The following is a 22952-nucleotide window of genomic DNA, read 5'->3' on the forward strand; positions in this document are numbered from 1 at the left end:
GAAGGGACGCATGACGACCTTGGAGCCCGCTACCGACGCGGCGCAGGACAACCTGGCCGCTCTCGAATCCGAAGCCATCCACATCTTCCGCGAAGTGGCGGGCGAGTTCGACCGGCCGGTGATCCTGTTCTCCGGCGGCAAGGACTCGACGCTGCTGCTGCACCTGGCGATCAAGGCGTTCTGGCCGGCGCCGGTGCCGTTCCCGCTGCTGCACGTGGACACCGGGCACAACTTCGACGAGGTCATCGAGTTCCGCGACCGCGTCGTCGAGCAGCACGGGCTGCGGCTGGTCGTGGCGAAGGTCCAGGACTGGATCGACGACGGCCGCCTGGAAGAGCGCGCCGACGGCATGCGCAACCCGCTGCAGACCACGCCGTTGCTGGACACGATCTCCGAGAACAGGTTCGACGCCGTGTTCGGCGGCGGCCGCCGCGACGAGGAGCGCGCCCGCGCGAAGGAGCGGATCTTCAGCCTCCGCAACGCTTTCGGCCAGTGGGAACCTCGGCGGCAGCGGCCCGAGCTGTGGAACCTCTACAACGGACGCCACCGCCCGGGCGAGCAGGTCCGCGTCTTCCCGCTGTCCAACTGGACCGAGGCCGACGTCTGGAACTACATCGCCCGCGAGAAGGTCGAGCTGCCGTCGATCTACTACGCGCACCGGCGCGAGGTCTACCTGCGCGACGGGATGCTGCTCGCCGAGGGCCCGTGGGGCGGCCCGCGTCCGGGCGAAGACGTCCGCGAGCTGACGGTCCGCTACCGGACGGTCGGCGACGGCTCGTGCACCGGCGCGATCGAGTCCACCGCGACCACCGTCGAAGAGGTCATCGCCGAGGTGTCGGCCTCGCGGCTCACCGAACGCGGCGCGACCCGCGCCGACGACCGGATGTCCGAAGCGGCCATGGAAGACCGCAAGCGTGAGGGGTACTTCTGATGAGTTCGCTGCTGCGCCTGGCCACGGCCGGGAGCGTCGACGACGGCAAGTCCACCCTGGTCGGCCGGCTCCTCTACGACACGAAGTCGGTGCTCGCCGACCAGCTCGACGCCGTCACGCGCGCGTCCGTCGACAAGGGACTGTCCACTCCGGACCTTTCCCTGCTCGTCGACGGCCTGCGCTCGGAGCGTGAGCAGGGCATCACCATCGACGTCGCGTACCGGTACTTCGCGACGCCGAAGCGGTCGTTCGTGCTGGCGGACACGCCCGGGCACGTGCAGTACACGCGCAACACGGTGACCGGCGCTTCGACCGCGCAGCTCGCCGTGCTGCTGGTCGACGCGCGCAAGGGCGTCATCGAGCAGACCCGCCGGCACGCGGCCGTGCTGGCCCTGCTGGGCGTCCCGCAGCTGGTGCTGGCGGTGAACAAGATCGACCTGGTCGGCTACGACGAAGCGACCTTCACGGTGATCGCCGAGGAGTTCGCCGAGCACGCGCTTTCGCTGGGGTACAAGCGGGGTTCGGTGCTCGCGATCCCGGTGTCGGCACTGGAGGGCGACAACGTCGCGACGCGCTCGGAGCGCACGCCGTGGTACTCCGGCCCCAGCCTGCTGGAGCACCTGGAGGACGTGCCGGTCGCGCCGGACCCGCACGACTCGGCGCTGCGGTTCCCGGTGCAGTACGTGATCCGCCCGCGCACGCCCGAGTACCCGGACTACCGCGGCTACGCGGGCCAGATCGCGGCGGGCACGGTGCGGCCCGGCGACGAGATCGTCGTGGTGCCGCAAGGCATCCGCAGCCGCGTCGAACGCATCGACACGGCGGACGGTCCCCTCGCCGAGGCGGGCGCCGGGACGTCGGTGACCCTCGTGCTGGCCGACGACATCGACATCTCCCGCGGCGACCTGATCGCCGCCGCGGACGCGCCGCCGCAGGTCACCGACGAGATCACCGGCACGCTGTGCTGGCTGTCGTCGAAGCCGCTGAAGCCGGGCGCGCGAGTGCTCGTCAAGCACGGTACCCGCACGGTCCAGGCGCTGGCCGGCGACCTGCACGCGCGGTTCGACGAGCAGACGCTGTCCAGTGTGGACTCACCGTCGTCGCTGGAGCTGAACGACATCGGGCGGGTCACGCTGCGGCTGGCCGAGGAGCTGGGCGTCGACGACTACGGCGTCATTCCGCGCACGGGCGCGTTCCTGGTCATCGACCCGAAGGACGGCGACACGCTCGCCGCCGGCCTGGTGGGTGAGCGCTTCTCGTGACGCCGCCCCTGGTCGCCGTCGCGCACGGCAGTCGTGACCCCCGCTCGGCCGCGACCGTGCGGGCGCTCGTCGACGTCGTGCGCGCGCAGGCGCCAGGGCTTCCGGTCCACGAGTCCTTTTTGGACCTTTCTTCGCCGCTGGTGACCGACGTGCTGCGCAAGCTGTACGCGGACGGCCACCGGTCGGCGGTCGTGGTGCCCCTGCTGCTCGGGAGCGCGTTCCACGCCCGGGTCGACCTGCCCGCGCTGATCGACCAGGTCGTCTCGGAATGCCCGGGCTTCCGCATCCGGGTGTCGGACGTGCTCGGTGCGGACCCGGCACTGGAGGCCGTCGCCTTGGACCGGCTGGCTTCCGCGTCACGCCGCCGCGGCACGGGCGTGCTGGTCAGCGCGGTCGGCTCGGCCAACGCCGACGCGAACGCGGTGGTCGCCTCCCTGGCCGCGCGCTGGGAAGAGCGCCTGGGTGTCCCGGTGAGCGAGGCCTTCGCTTCGGCGTCCCAGCCGGACATCCCGGCGGCGGTGGCGAAACTGCGTTCGCGGGGCGCGCGGCACCTGGTCGTGGCGTCGTGGTTCCTGGCGCCGGGTCTGCTGCCGGACCGGATCGCCCGGCTGGCCCGCGAGGCGGACCCGAAGGCGTTCATCGCCGGGCCGCTGGCCGACGACCCGCGCGTCGCCGACGTCGTGATCAGCAGGTATGCCGCCGCGATGAGCGGGTTGCTCCGCCAGTACGCCTGACCCCGGCCCGTACCGCCAAAAGGTGAGCGTCATTCACATTTAGCGTCACCGCGCGTACATGGGAACGGTAAATCCTTGACGCGCTACTTAACTTGCCGGTAACTCTCTAAGCGCTGCGCAGCTTTCTCCCTCCCCTCTTGAAACCGCAGGTAGGTGGATACAGATGAAAGCTCTTCACTTTTCCGAACTCGGCGCTCTGGTCGCGGCCGCGGCCCTTCCGGTCGCCCTCGCCGCCCCGGCGTCGGCGGCCACCACGGTCACCTTCGACTGCCAGGCCGACGCACCCATCGTCGGACCGCAGAAGGTGTCGCTGAACCAGGACGCGGACGTCACCGCGCCCGCCACGGTCGCCCCCGGCGGCGCGTTCGACGTCGTCATCGACCCGGCACCGAACACCGTGCCGAGCGACGTCAGCGGGAACAAGGTCAAGAACATCAACACCTTCGCGCTGAAGTTCCCGATCCCGGCCAACTCCACCTACGTCGGCGCGGACCTCGCCGGCGGGTCCGGCCTCGGCAGCACCGCACCCACCATCGCGGTCGCGAACGGCGTCGCGACCCTGAGCTTCCCCGGCCCGATCGCCGGCGGCGCCACCTTCGAGCTGCCGACCATCACCGCCCACCTGACCGCCGGCCAGTCGGGCACCATCGAGACGAAGCTGTCCGGCACCAGCTACACGGACCCCGGCCTGACGTTCAAGGCCGTGGCGAGCAGCATCATCGGCGACGTCACCGCGCCGACGGCCTGCTTCCCCAACCCCAGCCCGGTCTTCACCACGACGACCATCGGCTGACCGCGCGCCACCCCGCGGGCGGGATTCCGCCCGTAGGGTGGCCGCATGGGGAACTTCGAACTCGCTCAGGTCAACATCAGCCGGATGAAGACGCCGCTGGACGACGAGTCCTTCCGCGACTTCGTCGGCAACCTCGAACCCGTGAACGCCCTCGCCGACGCCGCACCCGGGTTCGTCTGGCGCCTGCAGACTGAGGACGGCGACGCGACGTCGGTCCGCGCCTTCGAGTGGGACGTCCGCGGCACGTCCGGGGTCCTGGTCAACATGTCCGTGTGGACGTCGGTGGAGACGTTGGCCGCCTTCGTCTACTCAGCCGGGCACGTGGCGATCATGAAGCGCCGCCGCGAGTGGTTCCACCACGTCCGCGAGGCGATGACGGTGCTGTGGTGGGTCCCCGCCGGGCACCGGCCGACGACCGCGGAGGCCGAGGCGAAGATCAAGCACCTGCGCGTCCACGGCCCGACGCCCGAGGCGTTCACGCTGAAGCAGCACTTCTCGCCCGTGGCGGAAGCCCGCGAGGGTGACCCCGGCTGGCTGTGCCCCGCGTAACACCGGCCGCGTGCGGGGAGTGTGCAAGGGTGTCGGCATGGCTGACGAACTGGTGCACTACGACGTGGTGGGCGGCACCGCCACGATCACCCTGGACTCCCCGCACAACCGCAACGCGCTCTCGGCCCAGCTGCGCCGCGAACTCTCGGACTCGCTGAGCGAAGCGGCGGCCGACGACGCCGTCCGCGTCATCGTGCTGACCCACACGGGCCCGGTGTTCTGCGCGGGGATGGACCTCAAGGAGGCCCGCGGCGCCGGCGCGGGCGACCAGGGCGTGAACGAGTTCCCGAAGATCCTCGAGCAGCTGTGGACGAGCCCGAAGCCGGTGGTCGCCCGGCTGGCCGGCCCGGCCCGCGCGGGCGGCATCGGCATGGTCGCGGCGTGCGACATCGCGGTGGCGGTGCCGGAAGCGACGTTCGCCTTCTCCGAGGTCCGCATCGGCGTGGTCCCGGCGGTCATCTCCCTGACGGTGCTGCCGCGGTTGAACCCGCGCGCGGCGCACGAACTGTTCCTGACGGGCGACACGTTCGACGCCCGGCGCGCGGTCGAAATCGGCCTGCTGAACTCGGCGACGTCCGACCTCGACGCCGAAGTGGCCCGGTTCGTGAAGGCACTCGCGGCGGGCGGCCCGAAGGCGCTGGCGGCGACGAAGGAACTGCTGAGCCGCCCCCGCCCCGCAACGCCGTCGGAGGGCTTCGAGGAGATGCTCGGCCTCTCGGCGAAGTTCTTCGCCAGCGAGGAAGGCCAGGAGGGCATCCTGGCCTTCGCCCAGAAGCGCAAGCCGAACTGGGTCCCCGAGGACTGACGTGGCGGCCGGACGCCGCTCAGGCGTCCGGCAGCACGACCGTGAGCCGCCACGAGCCGGCGCTGCGGCCGCTCGGCCCGAGGGCGCGCTGCGCGTCCGAAAGCACGCTGCGGATCGCCAGGTACGTCTTCGGCTCGGCCTTGCGCAGCGCCTCCGAGCCCGGCCAGATCAGCACGTGCTCCCCCGGCGGCAGCCAGGACAGATCCGTCAGGCAGTCGTAGAGCGCGTCGAGGTTGTGACCGAAGTAGTCCGGAAAGGACAGTGCCTCGGCGAACGCGTTCAGCGTGCCCGCCTTGTCCACGGTCGGCTGCGAGTTCACCACGTGCGGGTACGCGCCCCTCGCGAAGGCCTCTTCGGCGGCGGCCTTCGCCTGCTCCGACGCGCTCATCGGGCCGGGTCCACGACGACGAACGACGCGTAGTGGTCGCCGGTGTAGTACAGCTCGTGCGCGGAGCCCGTGATCAGCCGCCGCGCGCCGCGGTCGGCGCTGCCCGGGGTCTTCACGGTGTACTCGTGGTAGTAACCGGACTTCTTGGCGGGCAAGCGCTTCTCGCGGTTCTCGAACACGACGTCGTCGTTGCGCGGGTACGGGTACGGGCCGCCCTTTTCGATCAGCTTCCACGTGTCGGACGCCTGCGGGGGCAGAGCCGACAACGCCTTGACGGGCAGCCCGGAGTCGGTGCCCGGCACGGCCGCGCTCCCCTTCGCGGGCGCACTCGCCGAGGTGCTCGAAGCAGGCGTCGCCGGCGAGGTGCCGCTCACGACGTCCTTGACCAGCCAGCCCCCCAGCACCAGCACGAGGAGCCCGATCAGGGCGGCGGTGATCCGCCTTCGGTTGAACATGGTGCGCCAGCCTAGGACGGGGTGTCGGAGCGGTCGTCGTCACGCCCCGGAGTGAGCCGGCGGGCGAACAGGCCCACGAGCTTGTCGAGCACCCACGCGGCGGCCAGGCACAGCGGCACGACGACCACCATGACCAGCACGAACTGGACCGGGAACCACGCCTGGGCGAGCCACAGCTCGACCCCGTCCCACCAGTCGGCAAGCCCGTTGAACACGGTGTGAGCCTACGCGCGGTCTGCTGCCCCCGCGCCCCAGGGGAGGTACGTTGCCTGACATGTTCGCCGTGTACGCGCAGGAACCCAACGCCGAAAGCCCGCTGGACTCGCTCGTCGTGGGCGAGCGACCCGAACCCGACGTGCCGGACGGCTGGGTCCGCGTGCACGTCAAGGCCGCCAGCCTCAACATGCACGACCTCTGGACCCTGCGGGGCGTCGGCATCAAGCCCGACCAGTTCCCGATGATCCTCGGCTGCGACGGCGCCGGCACCCTCGACGACGGCTCCGAGGTCGTGATCCACTCCGTGATCAACGCGCCGGGCTGGCAGGGCGACGACACGCTCGACCCGAAGCGCACGCTGCTCACCGAGAAGCACCAGGGCACCTTCGCCGACCAGGTGATCGTCCCGGCCCGCAACGTCGTCCCGAAGCCCGCCGGGCTCACCTTCGCCGAAGCCGCCACGATGGGCACGGCCTGGCTGACCGCCTACCGGATGATCTTCGTCAAGTCCGGGCTGCGGCCGGGCCAGACGATGCTCGTGCAGGGCGCCTCCGGCGGCGTCTCGACGGCGCTGGTGCAGCTCGGCCGCGCGGCCGGGCTCCGCGTCTGGGTCACCGGCCGCACCGAGGAGAAACGCGCCCTCGCCTCGAGCCTGGGCGCCCACCGGACGTTCGAGTCTGGCGCGCGGCTGCCCGAACGCGTCGACGCCGTGTTCGAGACGGTCGGCAAGGCCACCTGGTCACACTCGGTGAAGTCGCTCAAGCCGGGCGGCATCATCGTGGTCTCCGGCTCGACCAGCGGCCCCGACGCGAACGCCGAGCTGCAGCGCGTCTTCTTCCTCCAGCTGCGCGTCTCCGGGTCGACCATGGGCACCCGCGACGAGCTCGCGGACCTGCTCGCCTACCTCGACCTGACCGGCGTCCGGCCGCAGATCGGCACCGAGCTGCCGTTCACCGAGGCCCCCAAGGGGTTCCGGGCGATGCTCGACGGCGACACCGCCGGCAAGATCGTCTTCACCCGCTAGAGCCCCGCTGAGCTGGGCGGATCGTCTTGTTCCGCCCGGCTCGGCATCAGGTGAATCTCTAACGTACTCAGTTCGAGATCTGGTCGTTAGCACCTGAATTCGACCAAAAGCCAATGGTCGCAAGGTAATCTGTAGTCATGACCGCGACGCAGCGGCCCGACTCGGCTGGACCGGGCGGCCGGCCCAGCAGCGACCCGGACCCCATCCGGGTCTCCTTCCGGCGCTACGCCGGCGTCCGCACCCGTGTCCTCGAGGTCGGCGAACCCGCCCAGGACCCGGAGCTCCCCCGCCGTTCACTGCGCCGGCGGTCCGCAGTGCCGCACGTGCGGCCCTCGGCACCGCGCTTGGTGCTGCTGCACGGGTACTGCGACAGCGCCGACACGTGGCGCCCCGCCCTGGAGCAGCTCGCGGCCGCCGGGATCCCGGCGGTCGCGGTCGATCTGCCCGGCTTCGGGGACGCGCAGCCACTGCGGCCCGGCCCGATGCTGCCGCAGCTCGACGCGTTCACCACGGCCGTCGTCCGCGAACAGGCCGTGCTCGGCTCGGTCGTGCTGGCCGGCAACTCCCTCGGCGGCACGATGAGCCTGCGCGCGGCCCAAAACAGCCGTTTGCCGATCTCCGGCGTCGTCTCGATCGCCGCGCCCGGGTTCGTCGACTCGTGGCTGATCCGCACGGTCGCGCGCTACCCGCTGCCGCTGCGGCTGTACTCCTCGCTGCCGGTACCGGTGCCGGGCTTCCTGGTGCGCAAGGTCGCCGAGCAGGTCGTCCCGCGGCTGCTCTACGCGAACTCGACCGCGGCGGACGCGACGCAGGTGCAGCGCTTCACCGCGCTCTTCCCGGACTACCGGGCGACCAAGAACCGCCTGGAGGAGGCCCGCCAGCTGGTCGCCGAGCTCGCCGACGCCTACCGGCTCGACTCGGTGAAGGTCCCACTGCTCGTCGTCGCGTGCGGCAAGGACAAGCTGGTCACGGCCGCGTCCGGGCGCCAGCTGCACACGCTGGTGCCGCACAGCAGGCTGCTGGTCCGCGAGGACTGGGGGCACTGCCCGCAGCTGGACGACCCGGTCGAGATCGCCGAGCTGCTCACGTACTTCGCGGCGAGCGCGGTCCGGACCACCCAGGCCAAGCGGGCCGCCGAAACGGCGTCGCGGGCCGTGAGCGAGGACACCGCGGCGGGCTGAGCGGCTCACACTGTCTTCACGCGGAGTTGGCGGTAGGTTCCCCCGTTGGGGTCCGTGATCCGGGCTCGTACACCGACGTTCGGGAGACGAAGATGTCCGCTCCAAGCCTGGGCTCCAGCTCCGGCATCTTCCGGCGCAAGCCGATCGACCAGATCCAGGACACCAGCGAAAGCGGTGGCCTCAACCGCACCCTGGGCCTGTGGCAGCTGACCGCCATCGGCATCGGCGGCATCATCGGCGCGGGGATCTTCGCCCTCGCCGGCAGCGTCGCGCACGGCGACGACTCGGCGGGCATCCCCGGCGTCGGCCCGGCCGTGCTGATCTCGTTCCTCATCGCCGGCGTCGCGAGCGCCGCGGCCGCGTTCTCCTACGCCGAGTTCGCGGGCCTGATCCCCAAGGCCGGTTCGGCCTACACCTACGGCTACGCGGTGCTGGGCGAGGTCGTCGGCTGGTTCATCGGCTGGGACCTGCTGCTGGAGTACACCGCGATCGTCTCGGTCGTCGCGATCGGCATCTCCGGCTACTTCAGCTTCCTGCTCGGCCAGCTCGGCCTCGACCTGCCCGCCTGGATGCTCGGCGCGCCCGGCACCGGCCCGGGCCACAAGGTCGACCTGTTCGCCGCGCTGCTGTGCCTGCTGATCGCGTACCTGCTCAACCGCGGCATCCGCAGCGCCGCCCGCTTCGAGACGGCGATGGTCGGGATCAAGGTCCTGATCGTGCTGGTGGTCATCCTGGTCGGCTTCTTCTACGTCAAGACCGGCAACTACACGCCGTTCGCCCCGGCGGGCTTCGGCGGCGCGGTGACCGGTGCCGCGACGGTGTTCTTCGCCGTCTTCGGGTACGACGCCATGAGCACCGCGGCAGAAGAGTCCAAGGACGCGCAACGGCACATGCCGAAGGCGATCATCTACTCGCTGGCCATCTCGATGGTGCTGTACGTGCTGGCCTGCCTGGTGCTGACCGGCATGCAGAAGTACACCGAGATCGACCCGAAGAGCGGTTTCTCGACGGCGTTCAAGTCCGTCGGGCTCTCCGGGCTGGCCACGGTGATCGCGATCGGCGCCATCATCGGCATCCTCACCGTGCTGTTCACGTTCCTGATGGGCGCCACCCGCGTCGGCTACTCGATGAGCCGCGACGGCCTGCTCCCGCCGTGGCTCGGCAAGACGAACCCGAAGCGCCAGGTGCCGAGCCGGATGACGTGGATCCTCGGCGGCGCGTCGGCGGTCATCGCCGGGCTGCTCCCGATCGGCGAGGCCGCCGAGCTGACGAACATCGGCATCCTGCTCGCCTTCGTCGTCGTCTGCGTCGCGGTGATCGTGCTGCGCTACAAGCAGCCCGACCTGCCGCGGACGTTCAAGACGCCGGGCATGCCGGTGGTCCCGGCGATCGGCGTGGTGTTCTCGATCTGGCTGATCACGTTCCTGCAGCCGGCGACCTGGCTGCGGTTCGCCGTCTGGTTCGTCATCGGCATGGTCATCTACTTCGCCTACAGCAAGCGGCACTCGGTGCTGAACCGCAAGGGTTAGCGGATCCGGTCGAGGCGCGCGGCGGCGTCGCGCGCCTCGACCTTCAGCCGTTCGACGATCACGGCGGCCGAGGCGTCGTAGGCGAGCGGGTAGGTCTGGCCCGCCCACAGGGAAATCGCTTCGGGGTCACCGGCTTTCGCCGCCGCCTTGCGCACCGGCCCGGCCAGGCTGTTCAGCTGCGGGTACGCGGCGGGCGCGCCCTCGGACAGCGCGTCCATGAACCTGTTGACCAGGCCGCGTGCCGGGCGTCCGCTGAAGGCGCGCGTGAACGCCGTCTCGCGCTCGGCGAGCGCCAGCGCCTTGCGGTGCGGCTCGGACGTCCCGGCTTCGTCGGCGCGCAGGAAGACCGTGCCCAGCTGGGCGGCCGCGGCACCGGCGGCGAGCACGGCAGCGACGTCGGCGCCGTGCACCAAGCCGCCGGCGGCGATCAGCGGCAGGTCGACGTGCGCGGCGACCAGCCGCAGCAACGCGAGCACGCCGTATTCCGCGCCGCCACCGGGCGAGGCGGCGTCGTCGGTGAACAGGCTCCGGTGCCCACCCGCCTCGAACCCCTGCACCACGAGCGCGTCGGCGCCGAGGTCCACGGCCCTCCGCGCGGCTTCCGGCGTGGTCACCGTGACGACGACCTTGCTCCCGGCCTCGTGCAGGCGCACGACGTCCGACGGCGTGGGCGGCCCGAAGGTGAACGACACCACGGGAACGCCCTTCTCGAGGACGACGTCCAGCTTCGCCGGGTAGGCGTCGTCGTCCCACTTCGCCTCGCCGAGCTCGACGTCGTACTCACGCGCGAAGGCCTCCAGACGCTCGCGGTGCGCGGAGACGTCGGCGCCGGTGTCGGGCTGCGGGACGAAGAGGTTGACGCCGAACGGCTGCCCGGTCAGCTCGCGCGTGCGGTCGATCTGCGCGGCGAGCGCCGCCGGGGTGAGCATGCCGGCGCTCAGGAAGCCGAAACCGCCGGCCTCGGTCACCGCGGCGACCAGCTCGGGCGTGGTCGGGCCGCCCGCCATCGGGGCGGCGATGACCGGGAAACTCAGCTCGTCGAACATGCCGCCGAGCGTAGTACTCAGGCGGGCAGCACCATCGTGTACAGCTTCTTGATGCGCCCGTCCTCGACGAGGGCGACGTCGATCCCGCGCACGACCGGCGGCCCGCCCGCCGGGCCGAGCGCCCAGGCGAGGTGGCCCAGGTCGCGGTTCACCAGCACTGGCCCGGCCGGCGAGAACTCGAAGTCGGGAGACTGCGCCAGCAGCCCGCGGGCCTTGGCGTCCAGCTCCTCGTGGCCGGTCGCGAACCCTTCGGGATCGGCGAACTCGACGTCGGCCGCGTAGGTCGCCGCGATCGCCTTCGCGCGCCGCTCGTCGTCGCGCTCGTTGAAGACTTCCAGGAGATTGGCCTCCATCAGCTCGGCCACCGTCGCCATCGCACCCTCCTCGTTCCGAAGACGACCGCCATATTACGTGACATGTCACGTAATTGTCAGGGGTGGTCCTCCGGCCGCGGCAGGCTGCCGTGCTCGACGAGCGAGTCGTAGACGCGGTCGAGCAAGGCGGCCAGCTGCGGCTGCCCGTCCGGCCCGAGCGCGTCCAGGAAGGCCTTGCGCACGAACTCGACGTGGTCCGGCGCGGCCCGCCGGAGCGCCTCCCAGCCGTCGCCGGTCAGCTCGACGTCGGTGGCCCGGCGGTCTTCGGGACTGACGCCGGTGCCGACCAGGCCGCGTTCCCGCATCCGCTTGAGGTGGTGCGAAAGCCTGCTGCGCTCCCAGCCGATGCGGATCGCGAGGTCGGTGACCCGCATCCGGCCGGCGGGCTCGCTCGTGAGGGCGACCAGCACGTGGTAGTCCGCGAGCGACAGGCCGCTGTCGGCGCGCAGTTGCCGGTTCAGCTCGTACTCCAGGCGGAGGTGCACCTTCATGTAGGCGTACCAAGCGGCCGTCTCGGCGCCGGTAAGCAGCGCGAACGGCGAGCCCGGCACGAAGTCCCGCGTCACCTCGCGAGCTTAACCACCCGAACTGGTCTAGACCATGACCGCCGGAAATGCGACGATCCGGCCAGGTGCGACGGCGAGGTCGCGCCCATCCCGCCAGGAGGTCCCCGGTGAAGACACCCCTCGCGCGGCGCGTCGGCCGCGCACTCGCCGTGCTGGCCCTGATCGGCGCCAGTACCACCGCCGCCCAGCTCACCCCGGCCGCCGCGGCCACCCCCGCGCTGCAGTCGATCGTGCCCGTCCCGGTGTCGGTGACACCGGCGGCCGGCGTCGCGTTCCCGCTGGTCTCGACGACGAAGATCGTCACCGAAGCCGGCTCGGCGCCCGCCAAGCAGGTCGGCGACTACCTCGCCGGGGTGCTGCGCCCCTCGACGGGCTTCGCGCTGCCGGTGTCCGACGCCCCGGCGTCCGTGCCGTCGGACAGCATCGCGCTCCTGCTCAGCGGCGCGCCCGCGTCGGTCGGCGCGCAGGGCTACCAGCTGGTGGCCACCGCTTCGTCGGTCACCGTGCGAGCCACCACCGCCGACGGACTGTTCGCGGGCGTCCAGACCCTGCGGCAGCTGCTGCCGGGCCGGGTCGAGAGCCCCACCGCGCAGACGGGCCCGTGGAGCGTCCCGGGCGCGACGATCCTCGACTACCCGCGTTTCGGCTACCGCGGCGCGATGCTCGACGTCGCGCGGCACTTCCACCCGGTGCCGACGGTCAAGCGGTACATCGACGAGCTCGCCCAGTACAAGATCAACAACCTGCACCTGCACCTGGCCGACGACCAGGGCTGGCGCATCCAGATCGACAGCTGGCCCCGGCTGGCGACCTACGGCGGCAGCACGCAGGTCGGTGGCGGCGCGGGCGGCTACTACACGAAGGCGCAGTACACGGACATCGTGAACTACGCGGCTTCGCGCCACATCACGATCATCCCCGAGATCGACATGCCGGGGCACGTGAACGCGGCCCTGGCGTCGTACGCCGAACTGAACTGCAACGGTGTCGCGCCGGCGCTGCGCACGGACACGGCGGTCGGCTACAGCTCGCTGTGCATCTCGAAGGACATCACGTACACGTTCATCGCGGACGTCCTGCGCGAACTGGCGGCCCTGACGCCGGGCCCGTACCTCCACATCGGCGGCGACGAAGCCTCGTCGACGTCGTCGGCGGACTACCTGACGTTCGTGAACAAGGTGCTGCCCCTGGTCGCGGCGACCGGCAAGTCGGTGGTGGGCTGGCACGACATCGCGAAGGCCACGCTGCCCGCTTCGGCGACGCCGCAGTTCTGGGGCACCACGACGGCGGACTCCGGCGTGTCGGCCGCGGTTTCGCGCGGCAGCACGGTGATCCTGTCGCCGGCGAACAAGGCGTACCTCGACATGAAGTACAACAGCTCGACCCCGATCGGCCTGTCGTGGGCGGGCTACATCGAGGTCCAGGACGCGTACGGCTGGAACCCGGGGTCGTACCTGTCGGGCGTCGGCGAGTCGGCCGTCCGCGGCGTCGAATCGCCGCTGTGGGCGGAAACCGTGGTGACGCCCGCGGACATCGACTACCTGGCGTTTCCGCGGCTGGCGGCGCACGCCGAGCTGGGCTGGTCCCCGTGGTCGACCCACGACTGGACGGCGTTCCGCACCCGCCTGGGCGCCCAGGCCCCGCGCTGGGTGGCACAGTCGATCAACTTCTACCGCTCGGCCCAGGTCTCGTGGGACACGGGCGGCACGACGAACCCGGGGACGTGCGCGGACCCGGAGTGGAGCGCGTCGCAGGTGTACACCGGCGGGAACGTGGTGTCCCACAACGGCCACAAGTGGACGGCGAAGTGGTGGACGCAAGGCGAGGAGCCGGGCACGACGGGCCAGTGGGGAGTGTGGACGGACAACGGCGCCTGCTGAGCCGGCGGCCGGGCTCGCTTCGTCAGGAGCCCGGCTTCCGCCTGGCCCGGACCTGCCGCCACACCAGGCCCACGAGGGCGACGAGCACACCGGCGCAGATCGGCCACAGCTGGCGCCACGGCTGTTGGTGGATCAGGTGCATACCGGCGAACGAGAGAACCAGGAACGCCACGAACGCGGCCGGGAAGTACTTCCGGCCCCAAGCGGAGTCGTCGTCGCGCATTTCTCTCCTTCGCGGGTGAGCCAGTCAACCACGTCCCACCCACCGTTCATCCGGTGATTCCGGAACACCCGGTTCGCCCCGCGGGTTAGGTTGGGGCATGAGCGTTGATCTGGAGCAGGTGCGCACGCTGTCGCTGAAGGAAAACGGCCTGGCCACGGTCGCCACCACCCGGGCGGACGGCACCGTCCACGCCTCCGTCGTCAATGCCGGCGTCCTCGCGGACCCGGTGACCGGCGCGCCGGGCGTCGCGTACGTCGCGGTCGGGCAGGCGCGCAAGCTCGCCCTGCTGCGGCGGGCCGGGCACGCCACCGTGACCTTCCGGCGTGGCTGGAACTGGGTCTCGGTCACCGGCGCCGTGCACCTCATCGGGCCGGACGACCCCGACCCCGCCTTCGACGCCGCGGGCCTGCCGAAGCTCCTGCGCGACGTGTTCATCGCCGCCACCGGCACCCACGACGACTGGGCCGAGTACGACCGCGTGATGGCCGAGGAGCGCCGGGTCGCGGTGTTCGTCACGGCGGACCGGATAATCGGCAACCCCTGATCCCACCCGGCCCCCAGGAGTCGTCCCGTTGTCCGAGTCCCCGCTCCGCGTCACCACCCCGGTCAAGGTCCTGGTCGGCGTCTTCGCCGTCGCCGACGCCGGGTTCGGGGTGGCTCTTGCCCTGGGCCTGGTGCGCGGCCTTTCGCCGTGGCTGATCGGCGGCGCCTACGCGGCCACCGTGCTCGTCGCCGTCTTGGCCTACCGCGTCTCCCGCGCGCGCATGCTCAAGCGCGGCTTCGAAGGCCTGCGCGACCTCACCATCGGCGACGAAGGCATCCGCCTGCCCGCGGGCACGCTGAGCACCCGGGTCGTCCCGTGGTCGCAGATCGCCGACGTCAACCCCCGCCGGTCGGCCCGCTTCGGCGACGGCTACCTGCGCGACGCCCTCTGGCTCGACCTGGTCACCGGCGGCGGCGTCGAGAGCTCGGTGCAGCGGTACGCACCCCGCGCCCGCCTCGAACCGGCTCCGCCGCACCGGAGGCAGTTCGACCAGACCGCGATCCTCGACCCGGTCCTCTTCGACGCCGTCGTCGACCGGCTCCGGAAGGAGCTGCGCAACCGGCAGCTGCACGCCCAGCTCCGCGGCACCCCGCGCATCCGCTGACCGGCGCCCGGTTCAGCCGAGCCGGCCCAGCAGCTCCCGCGGCACGATCCGCACCGGGTACGGCCGCTCGACCTCCAGCGCCTCGTCACCCGCGGCCTTGGCCACCTGGTGGTAGTGGCCCTCCTCGTCCAGCTCGAACACCGACAGCGTGGGGTCGGCCGGGTCGATCACCCAGTAGCTCCCGGTCCCGAGCCGCTCGTAGACCGCCTTCTTGAGGTTGAGGTCGTAGATGGCGGTGCTGGGCGACAGCACTTCGACGGCCAGCACCGGCGGCGCCGGCAGGTCCTTCTCGGTGAAGTCCCCGACCCGGCCGACCAGGACGTCCGGCTGCAGTTCGATCCGGTCGCCGTGGTGCACCGCGAAGGGCGCCCCGAAAACGTCGAACTCCGCCGGGCACACCGCTTCCAGCACGCCGTAGAGCCGGTAGGTGATCTTCTGGTGCCGGGCACCGGGTGCCGGGGTCACGAGCAGCGCCCCGTCGATGAGCTCGTATCTTCGCCCGTCATCCGGCATCCCCTCCAGGTCGCGCACCGTCATGGGGCCCGACCCGGCCGGATACTGGATGTCCGTCATGGCAGTCATGGTGCCCTCCTTTCGCTCTTCACACCAGAGCACCAGACAGCACCGACAGAAACCGCATCGAACACGGGTTCGGCGCCCATATTCACACGAAGGCGTGAATATGGGCGCCGCTGTCACTTCAGCGTGACACTTACTTCTTGCTCTTCCCGGTGTCCTCAGTGGACAGAGCGGCGACGAAGGCTTCCTGCGGGACCTCGACCCGGCCGACGGTCTTCATCCGCTTCTTGCCTTCCTTCTGCTTTTCCAGCAGCTTCCGCTTCCGCGAGATGTCACCGCCGTAGCACTTGGCGAGGACGTCCTTGCGGATCGCGCGGATCGTTTCGCGCGCGATGATCCGCGAACCGACCGCCGCCTGGATCGGCACCTCGAACTGCTGGCGCGGGATGAGCTCGCGCAGCCGCGTCGCCATCCGGTTGCCGTAGCCGTACGCCGCGTCCTTGTGCACGATCGCCGAGAACGCGTCGACGGTTTCGCCCTGCAGCAGGATGTCCACCTTGACCAGGTCGGCGATCTGCTCGCCGGCCTCTTCGTAGTCCAGTGACGCGTAGCCGCGCGTGCGCGACTTCAGCGTGTCGAAGAAGTCGAAGATGATTTCCGCCAGCGGGATGTTGTAGCGCAGCTCGACGCGGTCCTCGGACAGGTAGTCCATGCCCAGCAACGTGCCGCGCTTCGTCTGGCAGAGCTCCATGATCGTGCCGACGAACTCCGACGGCGCCAGGATGCTGACCTTCGACACGGGCTCGTGCACCTCGGCGATCTTCAGCCCGCTCGGCCAGTCGGACGGGTTCGTCACGACGACCTCGCTGCGGTCCTCCAGGATCACGCGGTAGATGACGTTCGGCGCCGTCGAAATCAGGTCGAGGCCGAACTCGCGCTCGAGCCGGTCGCGCGTGATCTCCAGGTGCAGCAGGCCGAGGAAGCCGCAGCGGAAGCCGAAGCCCAGCGCCACCGACGTCTCCGGCTCGTAGTCGAGCGCGGCGTCGTTCAGCTGGAGCTTGTCCAGCGCCTCGCGCAGCTCGGGGTAGTCGGACCCGTCCACCGGATACAGTCCCGAGTAGACCATCGGCTTCGGCTCGCGGTAGCCCGCCAGCGCTTCCTTGGCGCCGTGGCGCTCCGACGTCACGGTGTCGCCGACCTTGGACTGCCGGACGTCCTTCACGCCGGTGATCAGGTAGCCGACCTCGCCGACGCCGAGCCCCTTGCTGGGCTTGGGTTCCGGCGAGATGATGCCGACTTCCAGCAGCTCGTGCGTGGCGCCGGTGGACATCATCTTGATCTTCTCGCGCGGCGTGATCTTGCCGTCGACGACCCGGATGTAGGTGACGACGCCGCGGTAGGTGTCGTACACGGAGTCGAAGATCATCGCGCGGGCCGGCGCGTCGGCGTCGCCCTGCGGCGCCGGGACCTGCTTCACGACCTCGTCGAGCAGCTCGGCGACGCCCATGCCGGTCTTGGCCGAGACCCGCAGGACGTCCTCCGGCGCGCAGCCGATGATGTGGGCGAGCTCACCCGCGTACTTGTCGGGGTCGGCCGAGGGCAGGTCGATCTTGTTCAGCACCGGGATGATCTGGAGGTTGTTCTCCAGCGCCAGGTACAGGTTGGCCAGCGTCTGGGCCTCGATCCCCTGCGCGGCGTCGACCAGCAGGATCGCGCCTTCGCACGCCTCCAGGGCCCGGGAGACCTCGTAGGTGAAGTCCACGTGGCCGGGGGTGTCGATCATGTGCAGGACGTGGTCCTGGCCGTCGACCTGCCACGGCAGCCGGACGTTCTGCGCCTTGATCGTGATCCCGCGCTCGCGCTCGATGTCCATCCGGTCGAGGTACTGGGCGCGCATCGCCCGCTCTTCCACGACGCCGGTGAGCTGCAGCATGCGGTCGGCCAGGGTGGACTTGCCGTGGTCGATGTGCGCGATGATGCAGAAGTTCCGGATCAGCTCCGGCGGCGTGAAGGTGGTGTCGGCGAACGTCGTCACTCGAATGAGTCCTCGGAAAGTCGGGGATGGCCACCTCTATGTTCCCATGGCCCTCCGGGTGCGGGTGGGGGTCATCCCCGATGCGGGGTTCGGAGATCCGTGGTGCCCTCGAAGGATGAGCACTTCGCCCCAGCCGGCACCCCCTCCCCAGCCGGAGACCAGCGGCTTCGCCCGCGTTCTCGACCGTGCGTTCGGTCACCCCTCCGGACCGCTCGGCCGCCTCGGCGGCTGGGTGATGGCGCGGGGCAACGCCGCCACCGAACACCGCGTCGTCGACCTCGCGAAGATCGAACCGGACGAGACCGCGCTCGTCGTCGGGCCCGGGCCGGGCGTCGGCCTGGCGGCCGCGGCCCGGCTGGCCGGGCGCACGATCGGCGTCGACCCCTCCCCCGAGATGCTCGGGCTCTGCCACGAGCGCTGCGGCGAGACCGTCGAGCTGCGCGAGGGCTCGGCCGCGCGCACCGGCGAGCCCGACGCCTCCGTCGACGTCGTGCTGACCGTGAACAACGTGATGCTCTGGGACGACCGCGCGGCCGGGTTCGCCGAGCTGTTCCGGGTGCTGCGCCCCGGCGGGCGGCTGCTGCTGTCCGCGCACGAGAAGTGGCTGCCGGTGAGCAGGCACGTGCTGGCCGACGAAGCCGCCGAGGCGGGCTTCGCCGACCTCCAGACCTGGACCTGGGACCCGCCCGGCTTCGCCGCGCTCGCCGCGCAGTTGCGCGCGGTCAAGCCCGCCTAGCGGGTGTCCGTGCGGATCGGGTGGCCCTCCGGCACCTCGATCAGCACGATGCGCGTGCCGTCCGGGTCGGCGATCCAGGCCTCGTCGAGGCCCCAGGGCTCCCGCTGGGCGTCCCGCACGGGTTCCAGGCCCTTCGCCGCGAGGTCCGCCATGGTCCCGGCGAGGTCCCGGACCTGCAGCCAGAGCACCAGGTCGGGCGACGCGCCCGTCTCGCCCCGGCCCGAGACCTCCAGGGAGCCGTGGCCGAGGAAGAACACGGTGCCGCCGGGGAACTCGCGCTCCACGGCGAGGCCCAGGGTGTCGCGGTAGAACGCCGTCGTCGCCTCGACGTCACGCGGGCGGATCAGCAGCCGGCTCTTCAGGACTTCCATCCGACCATGCCTACCGGACGGGCTCAGGCGGCCGCAATCGCGGCGATGCCGGTCAGCACGATCACGGACCCGGTGAGCCGCCGCACGGCGTCGCTCTCGCCCAGCACCAGCCAGGCGGCGAGGCCGCCGAGCACGATGCTCAGCTCCCGGGCGGGCGCGACGAGGCTGACCGGCGCCATCGTGAGCGCGAACAGCACGAGGATGTACGCGACCGGCGAGAGCACCGCGACCAGCAGCACCTCGCGGCGGTGTTCGCGCCAGACCCGGGTCACCTCGGCGCGGTCGGCCAGCGCCCCGGGCACCAGCAGCACGCTCTGCAGCACCGAGCCGAGCCCGAAGTAGACGACCGGCGGCACGCGGAGCCCGGTCACCGAGTGCGCGTCCCAGAGCGTGTAGCCGGCGATCACGGCCCCGGTCAGGAGGCCGTAGAAGATCCCGGCCTTGACCGCCTGGGGGTCGCCCGCCTTGCGGCCGGTGCTGATCACCAGCACCCCGGCGATCACCAGGAACGCGCCGACCAGGCCGAGCCATCCCGGCCGCTCGCCGAGCACCAGGACGGCGGCGAGCACCGAGAGCAGCGGCCCGGTACCGCGGGCGACCGGGTAGACGACGGAAAGGTCGCCGACGCGGTACCCGCGCTGCAGCACGACGCCGTAGGCGATGTGCAGCACCGACGTCACCACGGCGGCCACCAGCCAGCTCCACTGTGGACGTTCCGGCTCGACCACCAGCAGCACGGCCGTGACCGGCAGGAGGAGCACGGCGGAAACCGTGTAGTAGAGCCAGACGAACTGGGTGCCGCCGGAGGAGATCCGCTTGGCGGCGAGGTTCCACGCGGCGTGCACGACGGCCGCGACGAGGACGAAGGACAGAGCAGTGGCGTTCACGGGACCCCTTCGGGTTTTCGCGCGCGCGAAAACCGGGTCCTCCAGGCTTTTGCCCCGTCAGATGAACGACCGGCCGTCCGGGCCCGCCGATGGTGCCGCTCGGACCAGACCCGCCGGTCCTGGTTGTGTGGTGCGGGGAGCGCGGACCGGCGACGGAACCCTAGGCACTGACTCCGCCCCACCGTACTCCCGGTTCCGGACGCGCGCGGCGCGGCTGTTAAAGTGGTCGCTCGTTGCCCGTGCGGCATTCCGTCATGGAGGAAACCCGCTTCCGAGCGGGGCCACAGGAGCGCGGCGGCGAATCTCACCGAGTGAAACAGGAGTTGCCCTATGGCCAACATCAAGTCGCAGATCAAGCGCATCACGACGAACGAGAAGGCGCGTCAGCGCAACCAGGCGATCCGGTCCTCGGTGAAGACCGCGATCCGCAAGGTCCGCGAAGCCGCCGAGGCCGGCGACAAGGCCAAGGCCGTCGAGCTGCAGCGCGACGCCGCCCAGAAGCTGGACAAGGCCGTCTCGAAGGGCGTCATCCACGCCAACCAGGCCGCCAACAAGAAGTCGGCGCTGGCGAAGCGCGTCAACGCGCTCTGAGCCGCTTGATTTCTGGGAAAGCCCCGGCTCCGGCCGGGGCTTTTTCATGCCCGGACACGCTCGTCGTCACCGATCGCCCTTGGCGGCCGCCACCTCCAGCACGGCTCGCTCCAGCGCGTAGCCCGGGTCCGCCGCCACCCCCTTGACCTCGGCGTTCAGCCTCGCCACCACGCGCATCGCCGTCGCCAGGCCGTCGGGGTTCCAGCCGCGCGACTGGCCCTGCGCCTTGCGGATCTTCCACGGCGGCATGCCCAGCTCGCCCGCCAGCTGATTCGGGTTGCCCCGGCCCGCGCCGGACACGCGGGCGATCGTCCGGACCGCGTCGGCCAGCGCGTCGGCCACCAGGACGTGCGGGACGCCCAGCTGCATCGCCCAGCGCAGCGACTCCAGCGCCGCCGAGCGGTCGCCGCCGACCGCCTTCTCCGCGACCGCGAACCCGGTCACGTCGGCGCGGCCGCGGTGGTAGCGGCGGACCGCGTCGGCGTCGACCGTCCCGCCCGTGTCGGCCACCAGCTGACCGGCCGCCGAGGAGAGTTCCCGCAGGTCGGAGCCCACGGCGTCGATCAGCGCGGCCACCCCGGCCGGGTCGATCTTGCCGCCCGCCCGGCGCACCTCGTGCCGCACGAACTGCTCGCGCTCGGCCGGCTTGGTCAGCTTCGGGCACTCGGTGACCTCGGCGCCGGCCTTCTTGAGCGCGGCCGGCAGCGACTTGCCCGCCTTGCTGCGGCCCCCGCCGGTGTGCACGACGACCAGCACGACACCGTCCGCCGGGTCCTTCAGGTACGACGCGACGGCGTCGGCCAGCTCCTGCGAGATGTCCTGCGCCGACTCCAGGACGATCACACGGCCTTCGCTGAACAGCGACGGGCTGACCAGTTCGGCGAGCTCGGGCGCTGTGAGTTCGGACACCCGGACGCGGGTCAGCTCGGCCGTCGCGTCGACGGCGCGGGCGGCGCCGAGCGTCTCGCGGACGGCCCGCTCGATCAGCAGTTCTTCCTCGCCGAGCACCAGGTGCAGCGGGGCCGGGGCGGTGGCTTGCGCGGTCACGGACGAATCCTCTCACTTGCTCCTTCGTGCCCCCGCTCCGGTGATGTCGGGCAGCCACCATGGCACAGCGTGACCGCCATGTCGTACGGTGTCCTCGAGGCGGCGCGCTGACTCGCGCGCACCGACAACCGAATACCGCTCATCCAGAGGGGCAGAGGGAACGGCCCGACGAAGCCCCGGCAACCGGCGTACAGCCCGTCATCCCGCGATCGCGGGGTAGCTGACGACCACGGTGCCAATTCCGGCCCGCTTCGGCGGGGCAGATGAGGAAAGGAACCTCGCGATGACCGCCACCCTCGGAACGACCTCCACCACGAAGACCCCGGATCTCGGTCCCGCCGTCGAACTGGTGTCGAAGGAAGAGGGCCACCGGCAGCCGCTCGCCCCCGAGTTCGTCTCCGCCGAGGACTTCTCGCCGCTCGAGGTCGCCTACGACTTCGGCCGCGTCCGCCGTGAGGACATCGAGGCCGGCCCCAAGAACATCTGGCGCTACAAGAAGCTCCTCCCGGTGCCGTCCAACGTCGAAGAGATCCCGAACACCGAGCCCGGCGCGACCCGCCTCATCCGCGCCGACCGGCTCGCGAAGGAGCTCGGCCTCAAGCGCGTGTGGGTCAAGGACGACACCGGCAACCCGACGCACTCCTTCAAGGACCGCGTCGTCGCCGTCGCCCTGGCCGCGGCGCGCGAGTTCGGGTTCGAGGTGCTCGCGTGTCCGTCGACCGGCAACCTGGCCAACGCGACGGCCGCCGCCGCGGCCCGCGCGGGCTGGCGGTCGGTCGTGCTGATCCCGAAGACCCTCGAGCGCGCCAAGATCCTCACCACCGCGGTGTACGACGGCGACCTGATCGCCGTCGACGGCAACTACGACGACGTCAACCGCCTCGCCACCGAGCTGGCCGGCGAGCACCCGAAGTGGGCGTTCGTGAACGTGAACGTCCGGCCGTACTACTCGGAAGGCTCGAAGACGCTGGCCTTCGAGGTCGCCGAGCAGCTCGGCTGGCGCATCCCGCCGCAGATCGTCGTGCCGATCGCCTCCGGTTCGCAGCTGACCAAGGTGGACAAGGGTTTCCGCGAGCTGGGCCAGCTCGGTCTCGTGGACGCCAGCCCGTACAAGGTGTTCGGCGCCCAGGCCACGGGCTGCTCGCCGGTGTCGACGGCGTTCCGCGAGGGCCACGACGTGGTCCAGCCGGTGAAGCCGGACACGATCGCCCGTTCGCTGGCGATCGGCAACCCGGCCGACGGCCCGTACGTGCTCGACATCGTCAACCGCACCGGCGGCGCGATCGAGGACGTCACCGACGAAGAGGTCGTCGAGGGCATCCGTCTGCTGGCCCGCACCGAGGGCATCTTCACCGAGACGGCCGGCGGGGTCACCGTTGCCACGGCGAAGAAGCTGGTCGAGACGGGCAAGCTGGACCCGGACGCCGAGACGGTCCTCCTGATCACCGGCGACGGCCTCAAGACCCTCGACGCGGTCGAGAACCACATCGGCCCGAAGGCGACCGTGCCCCCGTCGGCCAAGGCCGTGAACGAGGCCCTCGGCTACTGACGTCCGCAGCCGGGGCGAGCCCGCGTGCCCGCCCCGGCGCCATGGCCTCCTTCCGTTCGCGCGGTGGGCGGTTCATCGGCCGGGGTGCTCCTCGCCCGGCCACGCTCCCGGTG

27 protein-coding genes and 1 riboswitch are annotated in these 22952 nt (G+C 71.1%); of the genes, 15 read left to right on the top strand and 12 right to left on the bottom strand.

The window, feature by feature from the left end; all coding sequences use genetic code 11:
- Positions 1-10: 10 nt before the first annotated feature.
- The 6 genes from cysD (at position 11) to ACYVLJ_RS42200 (ending at position 5074) form a co-directional block, all read left to right on the top strand.
- Positions 11-931 (top strand): sulfate adenylyltransferase subunit CysD, encoded by a 921-nt coding sequence (gene cysD / locus ACYVLJ_RS42175; protein ID WP_451978653.1) that lies wholly within the window; start codon positions 11-13, stop codon positions 929-931.
- Positions 931-2193, top strand: coding sequence for a sulfate adenylyltransferase subunit 1 (locus ACYVLJ_RS42180; protein WP_460442909.1), 1263 nt, complete (start codon positions 931-933; stop codon positions 2191-2193). Before cysD ends, ACYVLJ_RS42180 begins: the two co-directional genes overlap by 1 nt.
- A complete protein-coding gene (locus ACYVLJ_RS42185; RefSeq protein WP_460442910.1) occupies positions 2190-2927 on the top strand; it encodes a sirohydrochlorin chelatase in 738 nt (245 codons plus the stop codon). Before ACYVLJ_RS42180 ends, ACYVLJ_RS42185 begins: the two co-directional genes overlap by 4 nt.
- Positions 2928-3090: 163 nt before the next feature.
- Positions 3091-3720: a cyclase gene (locus tag ACYVLJ_RS42190; protein ID WP_460442911.1), complete on the top strand. Its 630-nt coding sequence runs from the start codon at positions 3091-3093 to the stop codon at positions 3718-3720.
- 45 nt (positions 3721-3765) lie between these two features.
- Positions 3766-4269, top strand: a complete 504-nt coding sequence (locus ACYVLJ_RS42195; RefSeq protein ID WP_460442912.1) for a DUF3291 domain-containing protein — start codon at positions 3766-3768, stop codon at positions 4267-4269.
- A 37-nt stretch (positions 4270-4306) separates the two neighbouring features.
- The gene (locus ACYVLJ_RS42200; protein WP_460442913.1) at positions 4307-5074 is read left to right on the top strand and encodes an enoyl-CoA hydratase family protein; all 768 of its coding nucleotides are present in this window, start codon (positions 4307-4309) and stop codon (positions 5072-5074) included.
- A 19-nt stretch (positions 5075-5093) separates the two neighbouring features.
- Here the strand turns inward: ACYVLJ_RS42200 and ACYVLJ_RS42205 are convergent, their stop codons facing one another.
- Genes ACYVLJ_RS42205 through ACYVLJ_RS42215 form a run of 3 tightly spaced genes read right to left on the bottom strand, consistent with a single transcriptional unit; the run spans position 5094 to position 6132 of the window.
- Complete coding sequence (locus ACYVLJ_RS42205; RefSeq protein ID WP_451978636.1) at positions 5094-5462, bottom strand: barstar family protein; 369 nt, start codon at positions 5460-5462, stop codon at positions 5094-5096.
- Positions 5459-5917 (bottom strand): guanyl-specific ribonuclease, encoded by a 459-nt coding sequence (locus tag ACYVLJ_RS42210; protein ID WP_451978633.1) that lies wholly within the window; start codon positions 5915-5917, stop codon positions 5459-5461. The genes ACYVLJ_RS42205 and ACYVLJ_RS42210 overlap by 4 nt, the downstream gene beginning before the upstream one ends.
- A gap of 11 nt (positions 5918-5928) precedes the next feature.
- On the bottom strand, positions 5929-6132 hold the full coding sequence (locus ACYVLJ_RS42215) for a hypothetical protein (RefSeq protein ID WP_257919930.1): 204 nt from the start codon (positions 6130-6132) through the stop codon (positions 5929-5931).
- A gap of 59 nt (positions 6133-6191) precedes the next feature.
- On the opposite strand from ACYVLJ_RS42215, the gene ACYVLJ_RS42220 reads away from it, so the two are divergent.
- From ACYVLJ_RS42220 to ACYVLJ_RS42230, 3 genes are all read left to right on the top strand, one after another.
- Entirely contained in the window at positions 6192-7157 is a 966-nt protein-coding gene (locus ACYVLJ_RS42220) for a quinone oxidoreductase family protein (protein WP_451978630.1), read from the top strand.
- A 137-nt stretch (positions 7158-7294) separates the two neighbouring features.
- Entirely contained in the window at positions 7295-8338 is a 1044-nt protein-coding gene (locus tag ACYVLJ_RS42225) for an alpha/beta fold hydrolase (protein WP_451978627.1), read from the top strand.
- Between the two features lie 92 nt (positions 8339-8430).
- A complete protein-coding gene (locus ACYVLJ_RS42230) occupies positions 8431-9867 on the top strand; it encodes an amino acid permease (RefSeq protein ID WP_460442914.1) in 1437 nt (478 codons plus the stop codon).
- Here the strand turns inward: ACYVLJ_RS42230 and ACYVLJ_RS42235 are convergent.
- From ACYVLJ_RS42235 to ACYVLJ_RS42245, 3 genes are read right to left on the bottom strand one after another with little or no spacing between them, the layout of a single operon-like run.
- Entirely contained in the window at positions 9864-10913 is a 1050-nt protein-coding gene (locus tag ACYVLJ_RS42235) for an NAD(P)H-dependent flavin oxidoreductase (RefSeq protein ID WP_460442915.1), read from the bottom strand. The genes ACYVLJ_RS42230 and ACYVLJ_RS42235 overlap by 4 nt on opposite strands.
- Positions 10914-10930: 17 nt before the next feature.
- Complete coding sequence (locus ACYVLJ_RS42240; protein ID WP_460442916.1) at positions 10931-11287, bottom strand: nuclear transport factor 2 family protein; 357 nt, start codon at positions 11285-11287, stop codon at positions 10931-10933.
- A 56-nt stretch (positions 11288-11343) separates the two neighbouring features.
- On the bottom strand, positions 11344-11853 hold the full coding sequence (locus tag ACYVLJ_RS42245) for a MarR family winged helix-turn-helix transcriptional regulator (protein ID WP_451978615.1): 510 nt from the start codon (positions 11851-11853) through the stop codon (positions 11344-11346).
- 107 nt (positions 11854-11960) lie between these two features.
- On the opposite strand from ACYVLJ_RS42245, the gene ACYVLJ_RS42250 reads away from it, so the two are divergent.
- Complete coding sequence (locus ACYVLJ_RS42250) at positions 11961-13733, top strand: family 20 glycosylhydrolase (RefSeq protein ID WP_460442917.1); 1773 nt, start codon at positions 11961-11963, stop codon at positions 13731-13733.
- Between the two features lie 22 nt (positions 13734-13755).
- On the opposite strand, the gene ACYVLJ_RS42255 is transcribed toward ACYVLJ_RS42250, so the two are convergent.
- Positions 13756-13956 carry a hypothetical protein gene (locus tag ACYVLJ_RS42255; RefSeq protein WP_460442918.1) on the bottom strand — a complete coding sequence of 67 codons (201 nt, stop codon included), beginning with the start codon at positions 13954-13956 and terminating at the stop codon, positions 13756-13758.
- Between the two features lie 97 nt (positions 13957-14053).
- On the opposite strand from ACYVLJ_RS42255, the gene ACYVLJ_RS42260 reads away from it, so the two are divergent.
- Both ACYVLJ_RS42260 and ACYVLJ_RS42265 read left to right on the top strand, forming a co-directional pair.
- Entirely contained in the window at positions 14054-14500 is a 447-nt protein-coding gene (locus ACYVLJ_RS42260) for a pyridoxamine 5'-phosphate oxidase family protein (protein WP_460442919.1), read from the top strand.
- Between the two features lie 28 nt (positions 14501-14528).
- Complete coding sequence (locus ACYVLJ_RS42265) at positions 14529-15104, top strand: hypothetical protein (protein ID WP_451978603.1); 576 nt, start codon at positions 14529-14531, stop codon at positions 15102-15104.
- A gap of 12 nt (positions 15105-15116) precedes the next feature.
- On the opposite strand, the gene ACYVLJ_RS42270 is transcribed toward ACYVLJ_RS42265, so the two are convergent.
- Together ACYVLJ_RS42270 and lepA are read right to left on the bottom strand one after the other, a co-directional pair.
- Entirely contained in the window at positions 15117-15686 is a 570-nt protein-coding gene (locus ACYVLJ_RS42270) for a Uma2 family endonuclease (RefSeq protein WP_451978600.1), read from the bottom strand.
- Between the two features lie 130 nt (positions 15687-15816).
- A complete protein-coding gene (lepA, locus tag ACYVLJ_RS42275; protein WP_460442920.1) occupies positions 15817-17658 on the bottom strand; it encodes an elongation factor 4 in 1842 nt (613 codons plus the stop codon).
- 115 nt (positions 17659-17773) lie between these two features.
- Here lepA and ACYVLJ_RS42280 point away from each other — a divergent pair, with 115 nt between their 5' ends.
- Positions 17774-18394 carry a class I SAM-dependent methyltransferase gene (locus ACYVLJ_RS42280; protein ID WP_451978594.1) on the top strand — a complete coding sequence of 207 codons (621 nt, stop codon included), beginning with the start codon at positions 17774-17776 and terminating at the stop codon, positions 18392-18394.
- Here the strand turns inward: ACYVLJ_RS42280 and ACYVLJ_RS42285 are convergent.
- Entirely contained in the window at positions 18391-18765 is a 375-nt protein-coding gene (locus tag ACYVLJ_RS42285) for a VOC family protein (protein WP_451978591.1), read from the bottom strand. The two genes, ACYVLJ_RS42280 and ACYVLJ_RS42285, sit on opposite strands and share 4 nt — an antisense overlap.
- A 23-nt stretch (positions 18766-18788) precedes the next feature.
- Positions 18789-19652: a DMT family transporter gene (locus ACYVLJ_RS42290; RefSeq protein ID WP_451978588.1), complete on the bottom strand. Its 864-nt coding sequence runs from the start codon at positions 19650-19652 to the stop codon at positions 18789-18791.
- 330 nt (positions 19653-19982) lie between these two features.
- Here ACYVLJ_RS42290 and rpsT point away from each other — a divergent pair, with 330 nt between their 5' ends.
- Positions 19983-20243: a 30S ribosomal protein S20 gene (gene rpsT / locus ACYVLJ_RS42295; protein WP_013228460.1), complete on the top strand. Its 261-nt coding sequence runs from the start codon at positions 19983-19985 to the stop codon at positions 20241-20243.
- Positions 20244-20309: 66 nt separating this feature from the next.
- Here the strand turns inward: rpsT and holA are convergent, their stop codons facing one another.
- Entirely contained in the window at positions 20310-21290 is a 981-nt protein-coding gene (gene holA / locus ACYVLJ_RS42300) for a DNA polymerase III subunit delta (RefSeq protein ID WP_451978585.1), read from the bottom strand.
- Between the two features lie 136 nt (positions 21291-21426).
- A riboswitch (SAM riboswitch) is annotated at positions 21427-21560 on the top strand.
- 13 nt (positions 21561-21573) lie between these two features.
- On the opposite strand from holA, the gene thrC reads away from it, so the two are divergent.
- The gene (thrC, locus tag ACYVLJ_RS42305) at positions 21574-22839 is read left to right on the top strand and encodes a threonine synthase (protein WP_451978582.1); all 1266 of its coding nucleotides are present in this window, start codon (positions 21574-21576) and stop codon (positions 22837-22839) included.
- The last annotated feature ends 113 nt before the right edge of the window (positions 22840-22952 follow it).

The organism is Amycolatopsis stemonae (assembly GCF_054781455.1).

Excerpts from the sequence above, each read along its gene's own strand:
- cysD (WP_451978653.1), top strand. The coding sequence starts at position 11 with ATGACGACCTTGGAGCCCGCTACCGACGCGGCGCAGGACAACCTGGCC.
- ACYVLJ_RS42180 (WP_460442909.1), top strand. The coding sequence starts at position 931 with ATGAGTTCGCTGCTGCGCCTGGCCACGGCCGGGAGCGTCGACGACGGC.
- ACYVLJ_RS42190 (WP_460442911.1), top strand. The coding sequence starts at position 3,091 with ATGAAAGCTCTTCACTTTTCCGAACTCGGCGCTCTGGTCGCGGCCGCG.
- ACYVLJ_RS42195 (WP_460442912.1), top strand. The coding sequence starts at position 3,766 with ATGGGGAACTTCGAACTCGCTCAGGTCAACATCAGCCGGATGAAGACG.
- ACYVLJ_RS42200 (WP_460442913.1), top strand. The coding sequence starts at position 4,307 with ATGGCTGACGAACTGGTGCACTACGACGTGGTGGGCGGCACCGCCACG.
- ACYVLJ_RS42205 (WP_451978636.1), bottom strand. The coding sequence starts at position 5,462 with ATGAGCGCGTCGGAGCAGGCGAAGGCCGCCGCCGAAGAGGCCTTCGCG.
- ACYVLJ_RS42210 (WP_451978633.1), bottom strand. The coding sequence starts at position 5,917 with ATGTTCAACCGAAGGCGGATCACCGCCGCCCTGATCGGGCTCCTCGTG.
- ACYVLJ_RS42220 (WP_451978630.1), top strand. The coding sequence starts at position 6,192 with ATGTTCGCCGTGTACGCGCAGGAACCCAACGCCGAAAGCCCGCTGGAC.
- ACYVLJ_RS42225 (WP_451978627.1), top strand. The coding sequence starts at position 7,295 with ATGACCGCGACGCAGCGGCCCGACTCGGCTGGACCGGGCGGCCGGCCC.
- ACYVLJ_RS42230 (WP_460442914.1), top strand. The coding sequence starts at position 8,431 with ATGTCCGCTCCAAGCCTGGGCTCCAGCTCCGGCATCTTCCGGCGCAAG.
- ACYVLJ_RS42235 (WP_460442915.1), bottom strand. The coding sequence starts at position 10,913 with ATGTTCGACGAGCTGAGTTTCCCGGTCATCGCCGCCCCGATGGCGGGC.
- ACYVLJ_RS42240 (WP_460442916.1), bottom strand. The coding sequence starts at position 11,287 with ATGGCGACGGTGGCCGAGCTGATGGAGGCCAATCTCCTGGAAGTCTTC.
- ACYVLJ_RS42255 (WP_460442918.1), bottom strand. The coding sequence starts at position 13,956 with ATGCGCGACGACGACTCCGCTTGGGGCCGGAAGTACTTCCCGGCCGCG.
- ACYVLJ_RS42260 (WP_460442919.1), top strand. The coding sequence starts at position 14,054 with ATGAGCGTTGATCTGGAGCAGGTGCGCACGCTGTCGCTGAAGGAAAAC.
- ACYVLJ_RS42270 (WP_451978600.1), bottom strand. The coding sequence starts at position 15,686 with ATGACTGCCATGACGGACATCCAGTATCCGGCCGGGTCGGGCCCCATG.
- ACYVLJ_RS42280 (WP_451978594.1), top strand. The coding sequence starts at position 17,774 with ATGAGCACTTCGCCCCAGCCGGCACCCCCTCCCCAGCCGGAGACCAGC.
- ACYVLJ_RS42285 (WP_451978591.1), bottom strand. The coding sequence starts at position 18,765 with ATGGAAGTCCTGAAGAGCCGGCTGCTGATCCGCCCGCGTGACGTCGAG.
- rpsT (WP_013228460.1), top strand. The coding sequence starts at position 19,983 with ATGGCCAACATCAAGTCGCAGATCAAGCGCATCACGACGAACGAGAAG.
- thrC (WP_451978582.1), top strand. The coding sequence starts at position 21,574 with ATGACCGCCACCCTCGGAACGACCTCCACCACGAAGACCCCGGATCTC.